Source organism: Halobacillus sp. B23F22_5 (genome assembly GCF_043497085.1).
Taxonomy (GTDB): domain Bacteria; phylum Bacillota; class Bacilli; order Bacillales; family Halobacillaceae; genus Thalassobacillus.
In genome coordinates, this window is the sequence record NZ_JBIEKI010000004.1 from 71,713 (window position 1) to 85,284 (window position 13,572).

At 42.1% G+C, this 13,572-nt stretch carries 18 protein-coding genes; 6 read left to right on the top strand and 12 right to left on the bottom strand.

Going from position 1 to position 13,572, the window contains the following annotated elements; all coding sequences use genetic code 11:
- Positions 1 to 40: 40 nt before the first annotated feature.
- Positions 41 to 193, bottom strand: a complete 153-nt coding sequence (locus ACGTN9_RS07365) for a hypothetical protein (RefSeq protein WP_499591713.1) — start codon at positions 191 to 193, stop codon at positions 41 to 43.
- A gap of 130 nt (positions 194 to 323) precedes the next feature.
- Between ACGTN9_RS07365 and plsY the strand changes: the two genes are divergently transcribed.
- Positions 324 to 905, top strand: coding sequence for a glycerol-3-phosphate 1-O-acyltransferase PlsY (gene plsY, locus ACGTN9_RS07370; protein WP_499591714.1), 582 nt, complete (start codon positions 324 to 326; stop codon positions 903 to 905).
- A 142-nt stretch (positions 906 to 1,047) separates the two neighbouring features.
- Here plsY and ACGTN9_RS07375 read toward each other — a convergent pair whose 3' ends face one another.
- Positions 1,048 to 1,242 carry a hypothetical protein gene (locus tag ACGTN9_RS07375; RefSeq protein WP_499591715.1) on the bottom strand — a complete coding sequence of 65 codons (195 nt, stop codon included), beginning with the start codon at positions 1,240 to 1,242 and terminating at the stop codon, positions 1,048 to 1,050.
- A gap of 290 nt (positions 1,243 to 1,532) precedes the next feature.
- On the opposite strand from ACGTN9_RS07375, the gene folE2 reads away from it, so the two are divergent.
- The 3 genes from folE2 (at position 1,533) to ACGTN9_RS07390 (ending at position 3,075) form a co-directional block, all read left to right on the top strand.
- Positions 1,533 to 2,465 carry a GTP cyclohydrolase FolE2 gene (gene folE2, locus ACGTN9_RS07380; protein WP_499591716.1) on the top strand — a complete coding sequence of 311 codons (933 nt, stop codon included), beginning with the start codon at positions 1,533 to 1,535 and terminating at the stop codon, positions 2,463 to 2,465.
- Between the two features lie 12 nt (positions 2,466 to 2,477).
- Positions 2,478 to 2,702 carry a membrane protein insertion efficiency factor YidD gene (gene yidD, locus ACGTN9_RS07385; protein ID WP_499591717.1) on the top strand — a complete coding sequence of 75 codons (225 nt, stop codon included), beginning with the start codon at positions 2,478 to 2,480 and terminating at the stop codon, positions 2,700 to 2,702.
- A gap of 82 nt (positions 2,703 to 2,784) precedes the next feature.
- Positions 2,785 to 3,075: a HesB/YadR/YfhF family protein gene (locus ACGTN9_RS07390; RefSeq protein WP_499591718.1), complete on the top strand. Its 291-nt coding sequence runs from the start codon at positions 2,785 to 2,787 to the stop codon at positions 3,073 to 3,075.
- Between the two features lie 121 nt (positions 3,076 to 3,196).
- On the opposite strand, the gene ACGTN9_RS07395 is transcribed toward ACGTN9_RS07390, so the two are convergent.
- From ACGTN9_RS07395 to acnA, 8 genes are all read right to left on the bottom strand, one after another.
- On the bottom strand, positions 3,197 to 3,499 hold the full coding sequence (locus tag ACGTN9_RS07395; protein WP_499591719.1) for a hypothetical protein: 303 nt from the start codon (positions 3,497 to 3,499) through the stop codon (positions 3,197 to 3,199).
- Positions 3,500 to 3,501: 2 nt separating this feature from the next.
- A complete protein-coding gene (locus tag ACGTN9_RS07400) occupies positions 3,502 to 3,921 on the bottom strand; it encodes an acyl-CoA thioesterase (protein WP_499591720.1) in 420 nt (139 codons plus the stop codon).
- 1 nt (position 3,922) lies between these two features.
- A complete protein-coding gene (locus tag ACGTN9_RS07405; RefSeq protein ID WP_499591721.1) occupies positions 3,923 to 6,199 on the bottom strand; it encodes an AAA family ATPase in 2,277 nt (758 codons plus the stop codon).
- Positions 6,200 to 6,306: 107 nt separating this feature from the next.
- Positions 6,307 to 6,537, bottom strand: coding sequence for a small acid-soluble spore protein Tlp (gene tlp, locus ACGTN9_RS07410; protein WP_499591722.1), 231 nt, complete (start codon positions 6,535 to 6,537; stop codon positions 6,307 to 6,309).
- Between the two features lie 11 nt (positions 6,538 to 6,548).
- The gene (locus ACGTN9_RS07415) at positions 6,549 to 6,695 is read right to left on the bottom strand and encodes an acid-soluble spore protein N (protein ID WP_062446020.1); all 147 of its coding nucleotides are present in this window, start codon (positions 6,693 to 6,695) and stop codon (positions 6,549 to 6,551) included.
- A 113-nt stretch (positions 6,696 to 6,808) separates the two neighbouring features.
- Complete coding sequence (locus tag ACGTN9_RS07420) at positions 6,809 to 6,946, bottom strand: FbpB family small basic protein (RefSeq protein ID WP_093046363.1); 138 nt, start codon at positions 6,944 to 6,946, stop codon at positions 6,809 to 6,811.
- Positions 6,947 to 6,998: 52 nt separating this feature from the next.
- The gene (locus ACGTN9_RS07425) at positions 6,999 to 7,595 is read right to left on the bottom strand and encodes a redoxin domain-containing protein (RefSeq protein ID WP_499591723.1); all 597 of its coding nucleotides are present in this window, start codon (positions 7,593 to 7,595) and stop codon (positions 6,999 to 7,001) included.
- A gap of 819 nt (positions 7,596 to 8,414) precedes the next feature.
- Positions 8,415 to 11,123: an aconitate hydratase AcnA gene (acnA, locus tag ACGTN9_RS07430; protein WP_499591724.1), complete on the bottom strand. Its 2,709-nt coding sequence runs from the start codon at positions 11,121 to 11,123 to the stop codon at positions 8,415 to 8,417.
- Between the two features lie 197 nt (positions 11,124 to 11,320).
- Here acnA and sspO point away from each other — a divergent pair, with 197 nt between their 5' ends.
- Positions 11,321 to 11,470, top strand: a complete 150-nt coding sequence (gene sspO / locus ACGTN9_RS07435) for a small acid-soluble spore protein SspO (protein ID WP_093046435.1) — start codon at positions 11,321 to 11,323, stop codon at positions 11,468 to 11,470.
- Positions 11,471 to 11,518: 48 nt separating this feature from the next.
- On the opposite strand, the gene ACGTN9_RS07440 is transcribed toward sspO, so the two are convergent.
- The gene (locus ACGTN9_RS07440) at positions 11,519 to 11,776 is read right to left on the bottom strand and encodes a hypothetical protein (RefSeq protein WP_499591725.1); all 258 of its coding nucleotides are present in this window, start codon (positions 11,774 to 11,776) and stop codon (positions 11,519 to 11,521) included.
- A 194-nt stretch (positions 11,777 to 11,970) separates the two neighbouring features.
- Here ACGTN9_RS07440 and ACGTN9_RS07445 point away from each other — a divergent pair, with 194 nt between their 5' ends.
- Entirely contained in the window at positions 11,971 to 12,081 is a 111-nt protein-coding gene (locus ACGTN9_RS07445; protein ID WP_499591726.1) for a small acid-soluble spore protein P, read from the top strand.
- Here ACGTN9_RS07445 and selA read toward each other — a convergent pair.
- The gene (gene selA / locus ACGTN9_RS07450; RefSeq protein WP_499591727.1) at positions 12,069 to 13,466 is read right to left on the bottom strand and encodes an L-seryl-tRNA(Sec) selenium transferase; all 1,398 of its coding nucleotides are present in this window, start codon (positions 13,464 to 13,466) and stop codon (positions 12,069 to 12,071) included. The two genes, ACGTN9_RS07445 and selA, sit on opposite strands and share 13 nt — an antisense overlap.
- Between the last annotated feature and the right edge of the window lie 106 nt (positions 13,467 to 13,572).

Here is a 13,572-nt window from a genome sequence, read left to right on the forward strand (position 1 = left end):
AAGTATAGCTTTTCCTGATGACAGATAGCAGCTGCCTGTTCTATTTTACATAATCCAGGTATAGCTGATAATCAACCCGCTCAAATTCTATTTGTTTGTCCGTAGGCATAAGATATAATATAATAACGCCGGTCATAAGCAGGAAAATGGCAGTTATGTAGATAAACTTTCTCTTATTTTTATATGTCTGCATGTCTAACCCCCTTTCGTCATTCTATCGAATATGGTTAGAAAAGAAAGTAATATTTTTTAAAAAGATAGTTCTTATGTAGTATGCGGCATGCTAAAATGAAAGTGTATCAGGCAAACAAAGGAGTTTTAAAATGGAATACATCGTTTTTGCTATCATTGCTTATCTTTTAGGTTCAATTCCTTCTGGTTTGCTAGTAGGAAAACTCGGCTATGGTATTGACATCCGGGAGCATGGCAGCGGTAATCTCGGTGGTACGAATACCTTCCGTGTTCTTGGTAAGAAAGCCGGGCTGTTCGTGACTATTGCGGACATCCTCAAAGGGACGCTTGCAACTGTGCTTGCTGTTATTTTCACTCCGGATATTAACCCATTGATTATTGGTATACTTGCCGTTATCGGCCATATGTACCCTATATTTGCCGGATTTCGAGGCGGGAAAGCGGTCGCGACTTCGGGAGGGGTCATCCTTGGTGTCAACCCGCTCGTATTCGGAATCATGATCGCTACATTTTTCGTGATGCTTTATTTGACGAAATATGTATCTTTATCCTCCATGATAACAGGTGTCGTGTCCATGGCAGTCAGCTTTTTCTTAGGGGATCTGGGATTATTCATTGTCATTACCCTCCTTACCCTGTTCGTGATATACAGACATCGCGCAAATATTAAGCGCATCCTCAATAAAACCGAACCTAAAATAACCTGGATGTAAGAAGAAGCAGCTTGCCTGTGATAGGCTAAGCTGCTTCTTTTTCGTTGTTATAAAATTTTAAGAGTATGGATAACGTATTTGCATCAAGCTACGACGCATAGGACGTGGTGTTTTCATCCCCCAGCCTCTTGTACTTTATACCTCAATAACCGTAATCCCAGTCTATTTCTTCTTCTTTAAATCCGACGAGTGAGATGGCTTTATTCTGGTTTTCATTTTGAATCTCAGTTGCCGGATAATCACTTATACTTAAGGCGGGATCAATCTGGCTTCGTTCGATTTCTTCTAAAACGATATATTTATTACCATGGTCTAATAATACAGCTGTCCCTGTCACCTCAACCACTCCTTTAATGTTTGTCTTAATTATAATATTAAGCATTATAGAAATATATATCTTTGTGAATTAGTTCACAAATATGTCAGATTTTCAGACAAATTCACAGGAATGTATTATTGGCCGTTCAAAATATGGTATTATCGTAAGAGGTTTATTCCAACTAAGCTTATCAATTCAATTACCTTATCGCTTACATAGTTCTAAGCAAGTAGTTGTATAATAATTTTCACATCATGTATACTTTGAATTATAGGAAACACCGCTATGGCTTGAAAGGAGTCAAAGTTATGTCTCAAATTGATATCAGGAATAAAAAACTACTACCTTCCAAAAAGGAACGACATAAATTATTCGGTTCCAGCGATCCTGGACCAAGAACAAAACCTATTGAAAAAGAGCAAATGGTTGATTTACAAAATTCAAAACAGGACTTCCTGTTTAATATTGATACGGTCGGGATTTCGAATGTAAAACACCCTATTCGTATTCCAAGTCAATTGACGCCGGAAATACAAACGACTATAGGGACGTTCACTTTTGGATCTTCCATTTCTCAGGATAGCAAAGGAACAAACATGAGCAGATTTACACAACAGCTTGATGAGTACCATCAGGAAGGATTCGCCATCGATCTGACGACCTTGAAAAAGTTCACCAAAGAACTGGCTGCCCGGTTAAAGCAACAGGATGCAGAAGTGGAAGTCACTTTCCCGTGGTTCTTTGAACGAAAAGGGCCAGCTTCTGATTTAGCAGGTATGAATCATGCCGATGCCTTTATGAAAGTCAGCTATCATCAAGAAACCGGGCACGATATTGAAGTAGGTTTGACAGCAACCATCACTACTCTTTGCCCTTGTTCGAAAGAAATCAGTGAATATAGCGCCCATAATCAACGGGGAAATGTCTCCATGTCTGTGAAGTTGACAGAGGACTTCAACGATCAGGAAACTGATTGGAAAGCAGCTTTATTGGAAGCGGCAGAGAGTAATGCCAGTGCAAGAATCCACCCGGTACTGAAGCGTCCTGACGAAAAAATGGTGACGGAGCAGGCATATGAAAACCCTCGCTTCGTGGAGGATGTCGTCCGCCTTGTCGCCGCAGATCTATATGAATATGACTTTGTGGAGAGTTTTAAAGTTACGTGCCGTAATGAAGAATCGATCCACCTTCATGATGCAATTGCAAGCCTGTCTTACGATAAAAATGATGAAGGCAATTAAGGCGGGAGTAGAATGAAATATATTTTCATCGGCCTGATCCGCTTTTATCAAAAAGTGATTAGCCCTATTAAACCTCCCACGTGCCGCTTCTACCCCACATGTTCTCAATATGGGCTGGAAGCTTTTCAACGGTTCGGTTTCTTTAAGGGATTTTATTTGACAGTGGTCCGGATTGCCAAGTGCCAGCCATTTCATCCTGGAGGATTCGATCCTGTCCCAGATAAAAAAGAAAAATAAAACAGGCTTCTTAAGCTTGTTTTATTTTTTTCCAATGCTCCAATTAAGTCTGAGCAAATTTCACAGGATAGGGGTTGAGAGTATGAACATTGAAGTGACAGAACAAGCAGCAAAATGGTACCAGGACGAATTAGAACTTGAGAGCGAGGTATCACTCCGCTTCTTAGTCCGCTATGGTGGTTCAGGCGGACTGCAGCCAGGGTTCTCTTTAGCGATACAATTAGAAGAGCCTGGTGAACCGCATGCTTCAACAGAAGTTAATGGTATTACCTTTTTTGTTGAAGAGTCAGACGCATGGTATTTTGATGATAAATCTTTGAAGGTAGACTATAACTCTACCTGGGATGAACCGGAATTTAACTATGTAGGGTAAAAAAGATAATTGCTTAGTTTTGTTTGATGAATAATATAGAAAAAGCATTAAATTGCAAGCCAATTTAATGCTTTTTTATGTCTTTATTCGATTTTGAAACCATCGGGCTAAAATTAACTGTTTAGTTGATGTTGAATCGCTCTATCTGTGTCCAGATGCCTTCAGACTTAAGAATCCTCGCCTGGACATCACCAAACAAATCATAATGGGGGAATCTTTCGTCCAGGTGAATCCATTGGGGTTTCAGTCCATAATGAGCACCCCATTGTTCAAGTTTTTTCAGATCACGGCAGCCTACTTTTGTAACCGTGTCGCAGCCTGGAAAACGCTCATCCAGCCAATAATGAGTGAGAAAAGCAATTTCTCCCCGGCTCACCTGTTCCTTCCACTGCCTCAATTCGTTACGGTTTACTCCGAATGCCATTTTCAGCGCTCCAATGCATTCGTGTAGGCTTCATGCCATTCCGGAAAGGATCTGCGAATCGATACCGGCCGAAAGCTTCCTTCTTTGACTATGACGTGTTTAGTGATGCCAGCAACAGCAAGTTCCTGTTTCTCGTTGAAAATTTTGTAGCCATACGTAATACGAAGACCATCATAATCCTCCAGCCATGTTTCCACATTAGCTGCTTCCCCATACCTTACCGGCTTTTTAAATTGTACATTTGCGTCTACCACTGGTGACACCACGCCTTGATTTTCTATCTGATGATATTTGAATCCCAGCGCTTCGATGAAGTCCGTGCGCCCAAGCTCAAACCATACTAGATAATTAGCATGGTAAACAACGCCCATCTGGTCCGTTTCCTGGTACCTTACACGAATCGGTGTTTCTGTCTTCTTCATATCAAAATTCCCCCTGTACTGTGTTCCATGCTTGTTCAAAGTCGCTTTTAACTAAAAGATCCATAGCGGGTTCTGTATTGTTTTCAATCCGAAGCGCCTGGAACTGAATTGCTTCGTTAATCAGGTTATTAACGAACCTGCCATTGCCTTTCACATCTTCTTCTTGAAATCGCGTCAATAAGAACGCTTCCGCTTCTCTTTCTAATTGATACTGGTAAGAAGATGACTGATATTTTGTCATAGCAAGCAGTTCTTCCGAATTATAATCAGGGAAGTGGAAGTATTTTTTAAACCTTGTCGTCAGGCCTGGATTGCTGTTCACTAATTGTCTCATTTCATTTTGATATCCAGCTAAGATGACTACTAAATTTTCATTATGGCGGGTCATTTCATCGACGAGCGTTTCGATTGCTTCTTTACCAAAATCATCCCGGCCGCCATTATATAGCGAATAAGCTTCATCAATGAACAGAACCCCACCCAGTGCTTCGCGAATCTTCTTCTTTGTTTTCATAGCAGTCTGGCCCACATAGCCGGCAACGAGGTCACTACGAGAGACCACGATCATATGACCACGCTTCAATAAACCGCATTGTTTTAATACATTGGCATATATAGCAGCAACTGTCGTCTTCCCCGTTCCTGGATTCCCTGTGAAAACCGAATGCAATTGAACAGGCACATGAGGCAGGTCTTTATCTTTTCTCTCTTGTTGGATCTTAACAAAAGCAGAGAGCTTTTTCACCTCATCTTTTACGTTCCCTAAACCAATCAATTCCTCAAGCTGTTGTATCGGTGATTCTTCATCGGCTTCTTTTTCACCTTCAAGATGCACATCTTCTTTGGTTAGGCGCATATGGTCAATCCATTCGTGGTGATCTTCTCCTGATAGATTGGCACTCTTATTGAAGATGATTTTTAATACAAGGTTTTTAACGGTACGGGCATTTCCGAAGGAGTCATCAACCCGGTGTTTATCGATAAGTGTTTCTAATTGTTTTAAACCTCCAACAGTAAAAAAGTAGTCATTTTCAATCGCGCTGATTTCTGCTATTTCCAGAAGCTCGCTCATCTGGTAGTCAGGAAGCGCGATATGGTTTTGTTCTGGAAACCGGCTTCTGAGGCCAGGGTTCGACCACAAAAACTGTCTCATTTCTTCCGGATAACCAGCCAGGATCACCGCAAACTTTCCACCATATTCTTTGCTGGTCATCGCAGAAACCAGTGTGTCAATGACAGCTTGGCCATAATCGTTGCCTGTTTGGCCTTCTCTGCTTAAGCTGTATGCTTCATCGATGAATAAGACACCGCCTGTTGCTTGCTTTACATAATTCATGGTGTTTTCTTCACTTTGACCGATATACGCACCCACGAGATGAGAACGATTAACTTCTACTACTTCTTTTGTTTCCAGAATACCCAGTTCGTAATAGATATTTGCCAATAATCTGGCCAGGGTGGTTTTTCCCGTACCAGGATTGCCTGTCATAATCATATGAAGACCAGGCTCGTCCACCATGCTGAAGCCAAGGCTTTTCCTTTGTTGCTGATATTTTAAATAGTGATAATAGCGATGGATATAGCTCTTTACATCCTTTAGCCCGACCATATTATCCAATGCTTCTAATGCATACTGTTGTTCGGAACCAGTTAAAAACGCTGGAAGGCGCTTGAAAAGCTCATCATTATAATCACTTAATACTCTTGTCTTTTCATTGATAGCACTTACCGGCAGGCGAATCCGCCTATTCTCAATCGTTTCAATCGCTTCTTCAAGAATAATTTTTAATTCAGTGAGTTGATGATAGCTCTCCTGGTATAATTTCAAACGGCCACTTGCTGCGTCGACAATGTCCTTTTCCACTAGCTCAGGATCCCAGGCTTCCAATAGCCGGCTAACCTGTTCATGGATATTATTCGCTTTTTTCACTTTCGCAGTTTGGTGATCGGTTTCATGTAACACCCAGTCTTCAAAAGGCGCTTCGCAAAGTCGATGATAGACCTTCATCACTTTCTTAGCCTCGTTCAATTGGGTTAATAAAGGATGGTTTTGTTTCATTGCTTTTGCCTGTGCAATGAAAAAATCAGCCAGCTGATCTTCTTCTGGATGACGTCTGATTCGGTGATAAGCTAAGGTCACGTATAGGAGCGCTTTAAAATCTTGTTCATTTTCGGCTACATCATCCATCAGTTTCAAAGCTGTCGTTTCCGAAATTGGAGGTTGTTTATCTATTGTATTCCATTGCTGTAATTCAGATTTAACCATTTTTACGTCCATAACGCCCCTCCTTTAGATTCATTGGTTTATTTTATCATACCTGGACTTTTATGTAGACGCTCGTGCACATAAAAAACGTCCTTTCTGGATTGAAAGGACGCTTCCCTTTATTGCTGATTATGGCGGGCTTCATCTTTAATTTCACTACGCATTGCGTTAATAGATTCTTCTCGACGCTTGTTTTTCTCTTCGATTGCGCGCTTTTCTTCTTCATTTGCCATAGGATAGGCGTCATGTGAATCCTCGATATTTTCAATGGTATCCTGCACCATATGCTGTAATTTTTCTACGTTATCACTGCGGTCATCAGGATTTGGATGTCGTTGCTTTTCTGTCATAACAAAACCTCCTATTTCTTCCCTTTTGTCTGGATGACTTTAGGCTCTTTATCTGTTTTCACTTCCATTTTCTTACCATTATTCACTTCAGATTCCCGCGGCTGAGTACCTAAGTGACTCGGTGTGAAAGCTTGAGCGTGTTTTTTCGGATTGCTCATCACTAGAACCTCCTTCTATCTCTCAGGAATAATATTTGCAAACATCCATGCTTTTATGCTGAAAAATAAAAAAAGCAAAGCCTATCCTTCTGGATGGTTTGCTTTTTTCTGCCTTATGAAGAACGCAGTTTCTGGTGGTGTCGTTCATCGATTTTTGTTTCGATTTTATTGATCAGCTCGTGGTCAGATAAAATTTGTTTTCGGTTTTCTTTGACTAGGTCCTGGAAATTAGGTTTACGCCTTTTAGCCATGGGAATCTCTCCTTTTATTAGCAAGGATTCCCTATTCCGAAAAGAATATACATTATTTTAATTTATCTTTCATCTTTACCATAAAGTCATATGTCATTGGACCAACTTGCCGAGGTTGCTGGACGATACCATCTGTGCCGATGAAATAAGTCGTCGGGATGGTGATCGCCTGGTATTCCGAACTGACTTGATTTTTTTTATCAAGCGGAACCTGGAATGTATAGCCTTCCTGTTCCAGGTACTTTTTTACATCATCCATGCTTGTTTCGGTGGTGGTTGCGTTCACTGCAACGATTTCTACTTCATCTCCAAACTCTTCGTGAAACTTCTGCATTTCAGGCATTTCTTTTTTACAAGGAGGACACCAGGTGGCCCAAAAGTTAAGAAAAACCTTCTTTCCTTGCAAGTCAGACAAACGGAGGGTTTCCCCTTCTACAGTTTCCAATTCAAAGTCGGGAGCCTGCTCACCTTTTTGTATACCTTTCGGAGTATTCGGAGGCATGATCCCTGTTCCTTCCTGGCTTGTGTCCCCTGACACATTATATTCATTTGGTCCGTCCGTTTCATCGCTGCCATTATCTGTAAAACTGTAGATGGCATAACCGACCAGGCCTAAGACCAGGATACTTATTCCCAAACGCTTAATCATGGGGTTCACTTCCTTTACGTATGTAACCTTGCTTCCATAATGATAATAAGATTGCTGGCTATAAAAGTAAAGAAGATTGTTTACGCTTTAGAGAATAAGGTCTTTACTTTTGTTATGGTTCTGTTAAATGTAGTGGTTTGTTTTTCATAAGAAGCTTATTCAACTAAAAGGCCCTAAAGTCGAAGACTTGATTTCAAGATATTGTTGGCGTTTAGGGGCTCCGGGAAACGATTCGCTTTCCGTGGGCGTGTGCTGAGTCTCCTCAGGCTTCGTCTTGCGGGGCCTCAGCGATCCCGCATTTCCCACAGGACTTTGAATTATCATCCTGACTTAACCCACGCACGAAGGAAATGCGTAGCATTTTCGAGGAGTCTCACCGTTTCCCTACTCCCCTAGTAATGGGAAGTTCACGAAATCCCCCTTATGGAATCTCCCTATGATGTTAAAAAGGATATTGGCCTCTTTATATCCTTTATAAATGCGTCAGGATGAAGGTTTTAGTTGTGCCCTATTCTCTTTTTGAAGGGTCCGTTTATTACAAAACTGGCTGGATGGGCTGGGAAACGACGAGACTCCCGTGGGAGAAGGGGCTAGGCGAGATCCCGCAGGGCGTAGCCCGAGGAAGCTTGCCAGGTCCCCCGCAGGAAAGCGAGTCGTTTCCATGCCCATCCCATCCCTTTCATGGTAACGTAACCAATTATCTCAAAACTGAGTCTTAAGCAAAAGGGAGCTTAACTGTAAAGTCAACACTGTGATTTAATATAGTCTTTGTAATAAAAAACCCGCATAACCTGAAAAGGCTATGCGGATTATTGTTGATTACTTCAATTTATTACGGAGTACCATTTGTAGGATACCGCCATGGCGATAGTAATCGATTTCTACTTCACTATCGAAGCGCGCAACAACTTGGAATTCCTTTTTGTTGCCTTGTTCGTCAACTGCAGTCACATCTAGAAGATCGTGCGGTTTGACGTTTTCACCAACTTCGACATTGAAAGTTTCACGGCCAGTCAGACCAAGAGACTCAATGGTATCACCATCCTGGAATTGCAATGGCAGTACGCCCATCATAACAAGGTTGGAACGATGGATACGTTCAAAGCTTTCTGCAATGACTGTTTTGATGCCAAGAAGGTCAGTACCTTTGGCAGCCCAGTCACGAGAACTTCCCATACCATAGTCTTTTCCAGCAATGACAAGCAAGCCTGTATCATCCTGCTGATATTTCATGGCAGCAGTATAGATAGGCATCACTTCTTCTGTCGGCCAGTAGGTAGTGAACCCGCCTTCTGTGCCTGGAGCCAGTTCATTACGGATACGAATGTTGGCAAATGTACCACGCATCATTACTTCATGGTTACCACGACGGGAACCGAAGGAGTTAAAGTTACGTGGGGATACACCTTTATCTTGCAAGTATTCGCCAGCAGGCATATCTTTTGGAATTGCTCCAGCTGGTGAAATATGGTCGGTCGTTACAGAATCACCGAATTTACCGATAGCTCTTAGATTGTTCAATGGCTTGACTGTATCCGGTTCTGCAGACAGCCCTTCGAAAAATGGTGGGTTCTGGATGTAAGTAGACTCACTGTCCCAATCATATAACGGCTCATCTGTCGTATTGATTTCATTCCATTTCTCGTTAGAATTGAAGACATTTTCATATTCTTTACGGAAGATTTCAGGAGTCACAACGCTTGCAACTTCTTTTTTGACTTCTTCCTGGGTTGGCCAGATGTCGCTAAAGTACACATCATTACCATCTTTGTCTTTTCCAATTGGTTCGTTTTTCAGGTCGATGTCCACTGTACCAGCCAATGCATAAGCGACAACCAATGGTGGTGAAGCCAGGTAGTTCGCTTTCACAAGCGGGTGGATACGTCCTTCAAAGTTACGGTTACCGGATAGTACGGAAGAAACAGTCAAGTCGCTGCTTGCAATCGCTTCTTCGATTTCCGGCTTCAATGGCCCGGAGTTACCGATACAAGTCGTACAGCCATAACCGACCAGGTTGAAACCTAGCTGGTTCAAGTATTCCATTAGGTTGGAATCTTCAAGGTAGCGTGTAACTACTTTAGAACCTGGTGCCAGGGAAGTCTTGACGTACTCAGGAACTTCCAACCCTTTTTCTACTGCTTTTTTAGCAACCAATCCAGCTCCCAGCATGACATGTGGGTTGGATGTGTTGGTACAGGAAGTGATTGCAGCAATTGCTAATGCACCGGTCTTCATGGTTGTACTCTTACCGTCAGAAAGATCAAATGTTACTTCCTTCTCGATTTCATCTTTATCAAGTCCGAAACCTTGTGGCCCAGTAGGAGCTGTCAACGCCTGGTTGAAGGATTCCTTCATTTTAGAAAGTGGAATCAAGTCCTGCGGACGCTTAGGACCAGACAAGTTCGGCTCCAGCTCAGAAAGGTCGATCTCAACAAGTTCCGTAAATTCTGGATCAGGCAGCTCTGGAGAGTACCATAGATCGTTTTCTTTGCAATACTTTTCTACAAGTTCAATTTGCTCTTCGCTACGTCCTGTCAAACGCAGGTAATCAAGGGATTCCCCATCTACTGGGAAGAAACCGCAAGTTGCCCCATATTCAGGAGCCATGTTAGAAATGGTTGCACGGTCGGCAAGCGGCATTTCTTGAAGTCCTGGTCCGAAGAATTCGACAAACTTACCGACAACTTTCTTCTCACGTAACACTTGGGTTACTTTCAAAGCTAAGTCAGTAGCAGTCGTTCCATTCGGGAAGCTTCCTTTCAGCTTGACACCGACAACTTCTGGTGCTGGGAAGTAAGAAGGCTGACCAAGCATTCCTGCCTCCGCTTCGATACCGCCGACACCCCAGCCCAGAATACCAAGACCATTGATCATAGTGGTATGGGAGTCAGTACCGACAAGTGTATCAGGATAAGTATCAGTTTCGCCGTTTTCATTTTCTACAGCGTGTACAACATTAGCCAGGTATTCTAGGTTTACCTGGTGAACGATACCTGTGGCAGGTGGAACCGCACGGTAGTTATCAAAGGCTTTTTGAGCCCAATGAAGGAACTCATAGCGCTCTGCATTTCGTTCAAATTCTAATTCCATATTTACTTGTAATGCTTTCTCTGTACCATAAGCATCTACCTGGACAGAGTGGTCGATTACAAGGTCGACTGGAACTTCAGGATTAATTTTTTCCGGGCTTCCTCCCATATCAACCATTGCTTTTCTTAATGAAGCAAGGTCAACAACAGCAGGTACCCCTGTAAAGTCTTGCAGGATTACACGAGACGGTTTGAAAGGTACGTCTTCCCCTTTTGCATCTTTCGTACCCCATTTTGCAAGGCTTTCCACATGCTCATCTTTGATGACACGGCCGTCATGTTGACGAAGCAATGATTCCAGCAAGATACGGATGGAGAAAGGCAACCGTGAAACTTTGCCTAATCCAGCATCTTCTAATGCTTTCAGTTGGTAGTAGTTGTAGGACTTACCATTGAGTTCAAATTGTTTTTTTGCATTGTAAGCATTATTGTTTGCCAATTTTCCTCTTACCCCCTCAGATGGAATTGAATAGTGCCCGAGTTATTCGATTACACTATTCGGTAAATTCGATTTGTTACTTTTATCAGAAAAAGTTCACAAATATGCATCTATCATTGTAAATGAAAACGATTTAGAAGTAAATTAAATTGGTCAATTTTTGTCACACTATAGATATGGGAAGGAGGTGGACGACGTTGACAACGAGAAAAGCGAACCATGTACGACCGGGAATGAATGCCGCAAAAGCACAAGGCGGCGGTGCAGGATATCAGGAGGAAACCCCGCGTGAACCATTGACCGCTGAAGAAAGAATGTTCAATAAGAAGAAAAAGAAAAACCAGTAACTGTAGATTTAGGAACGATAAAAAACAGACGCCGGAAGCGTCTGTTTTTTAAAGCAGTTGATTTCTTATTTTGTCCAACTGTTGTTTGTAAGACTGCAATTGAGTTTCCTGATGCTCACTTGCAACCGTCAATGCTTTTTCAACTTGCTGGTAGGCCTGGTTCACTTCTTCCTTAAGATGAGCAAGCTCTGTGCCGTAGTCGGCTTCATGGATGGCCATGATGACATCGTCTGCAGTACGTTCTGCCTCATTGACTTTATTTGATGCATGTTGAAAAGCTTCTTGTTTGTTTTGATAATAACTCACAAAGACACCTCTTTTTTGTACTTTAATAAAGTTTACTTTGTTGAAGTATAAAAGGTTTAGAAAAAATAAGGCTTTCGCCACAGGAACTTGCGATAAGCCAAGCTGTTTTAATGAATAGCATGCACCAGACAAAAGTTTTCCATACATATCATTCGACAAAAGCTCAAATCCTAAATATGAAAGGAGCGACTACCATGACACATTCCAGAAAAGATAAACAACCAAACCAACCGTTAAAAGGTTCTAAAAAAGTGAAAAACCAAAACCATTCCCGTCAAAAAAAGCATGCTTCTCATGACATGTGATTTTCCAGCTCTTGCATAGCTTGTATTAATGTCTCGATTTCCGTTTCGGTTATGGTACGGAAATCGAGAAAATAAGCTTCATCGATTAAACGTCCGATGACTGCCGGACGATGCATACGTAAAAACTTCTCAATCTCATGTGAAGGCGTTTCATCAGCTGTTACACTGATCCCATAACTTGGAAGCTCAACTTCAGGCATGGTACCCCCTCCGACTTTGGAAGTACATGCTTGGATTTGAAACTTAAGCTTTTGTAAATTTTCCACTTCTCTTAAAAATGCTTTGCTAATACTCTTTACTTCTTCCGCTGATTTTGTAATATCCCGATAAACGTAATTTCCATGGGATAGATCATCCCGTTCATATTCCTGCAACGTACTTTCCAATGCCGCCAGCGTCATTTTATCAACCCGAAGCACACGAGCCAGCTGATGTTTTTTTAACACATCGATATATTTCTTCTTTCCTGCTATGATACCAGCCTGAGGCCCGCCTAACAGTTTATCCCCACTGAAAGAGACGATGTCAGCTCCCGTGGCCAGAACGTCACGTACCACAGGTTCCTTTCCGATATGGAGGGACTGGTAATCCGCGATCGAGCCACTCCCTAAATCTTCATAAAAAATCATATTATTTGCTTGTGCTAACGGTACGAGGCTTGAGCTCGATTGTGATTCCGTAAACCCTTCCATATAAAAGTTACTCGTATGCACTTTCATGATCATGGCTGTTTCTTCATCGATAGCTTCTTTATAATCAAAGAGATGGGTTTTGTTGGTAGTACCTACTTCTGTCAATAGTGCATCGCTTTCTTCCATCACTTTCGATACACGAAAACTGCCGCCTATTTCCACCAGTTCCCCCCGTGATACGATAACTTTTTTTCCTTTTGCTAACGCTCTTAATACCAGATAGACTGCGCCGGCATTATTGTTGACTACCATTGCCGCCTCAGCACCGGTTATTTGTTTCAAACGCTCTTCCAATATCGAATGACGGGAACCACGCTTCCCTTTTTTGATATCGTATTCTAAGTTTGAATAATTTCCAGCGACCTCACTTACACGAGCGATCGCCTTTTCACTTAACCTCGCCCTTCCGAGATTGGTATGGAGGACGGTGCCGGTGCCGTTTATCACTTTATGTAACATTGGTTGTTCCCAAAAGTCTGCAGCCTGCTTTACCTTATTGATGATGATGGCTGTAAATCTATCCGCTTGTATATACTCACCATTCAGGATATCCTGTCTGAGTGATTCTACCGCTTGTTGAATCCAAAACGTCCACAATTTTTCAGTTACCTGGTGTTGTTTTCGAATAGCAACTATGTCAGCGTGTTTTTGTAGTTCATGTACGGGAGGTATTTGCCGCAGCAGTTCATTCATTCTGTATCCTCCTCTCCCTTATTCAGTTATCAGTATATCCATTTTTCAGCTATAATTAAAATAACCGCTCTCCAAGTGTACAGAGCGGTTTCGTAAGGCGCCTGAA

Excerpts from the sequence above, each read along its gene's own strand:
- ACGTN9_RS07365 (WP_499591713.1), bottom strand. The coding sequence starts at position 193 with ATGCAGACATATAAAAATAAGAGAAAGTTTATCTACATAACTGCCATT.
- plsY (WP_499591714.1), top strand. The coding sequence starts at position 324 with ATGGAATACATCGTTTTTGCTATCATTGCTTATCTTTTAGGTTCAATT.
- folE2 (WP_499591716.1), top strand. The coding sequence starts at position 1,533 with ATGTCTCAAATTGATATCAGGAATAAAAAACTACTACCTTCCAAAAAG.
- yidD (WP_499591717.1), top strand. The coding sequence starts at position 2,478 with ATGAAATATATTTTCATCGGCCTGATCCGCTTTTATCAAAAAGTGATT.
- ACGTN9_RS07390 (WP_499591718.1), top strand. The coding sequence starts at position 2,785 with ATGAACATTGAAGTGACAGAACAAGCAGCAAAATGGTACCAGGACGAA.
- ACGTN9_RS07395 (WP_499591719.1), bottom strand. The coding sequence starts at position 3,499 with ATGGCATTCGGAGTAAACCGTAACGAATTGAGGCAGTGGAAGGAACAG.
- ACGTN9_RS07400 (WP_499591720.1), bottom strand. The coding sequence starts at position 3,921 with ATGAAGAAGACAGAAACACCGATTCGTGTAAGGTACCAGGAAACGGAC.
- ACGTN9_RS07405 (WP_499591721.1), bottom strand. The coding sequence starts at position 6,199 with ATGGACGTAAAAATGGTTAAATCTGAATTACAGCAATGGAATACAATA.
- tlp (WP_499591722.1), bottom strand. The coding sequence starts at position 6,537 with ATGACAGAAAAGCAACGACATCCAAATCCTGATGACCGCAGTGATAAC.
- ACGTN9_RS07415 (WP_062446020.1), bottom strand. The coding sequence starts at position 6,695 with ATGAGCAATCCGAAAAAACACGCTCAAGCTTTCACACCGAGTCACTTA.
- ACGTN9_RS07420 (WP_093046363.1), bottom strand. The coding sequence starts at position 6,946 with ATGGCTAAAAGGCGTAAACCTAATTTCCAGGACCTAGTCAAAGAAAAC.
- ACGTN9_RS07425 (WP_499591723.1), bottom strand. The coding sequence starts at position 7,595 with ATGATTAAGCGTTTGGGAATAAGTATCCTGGTCTTAGGCCTGGTCGGT.
- ACGTN9_RS07445 (WP_499591726.1), top strand. The coding sequence starts at position 11,971 with ATGACACATTCCAGAAAAGATAAACAACCAAACCAACCGTTAAAAGGT.
- selA (WP_499591727.1), bottom strand. The coding sequence starts at position 13,466 with ATGAATGAACTGCTGCGGCAAATACCTCCCGTACATGAACTACAAAAA.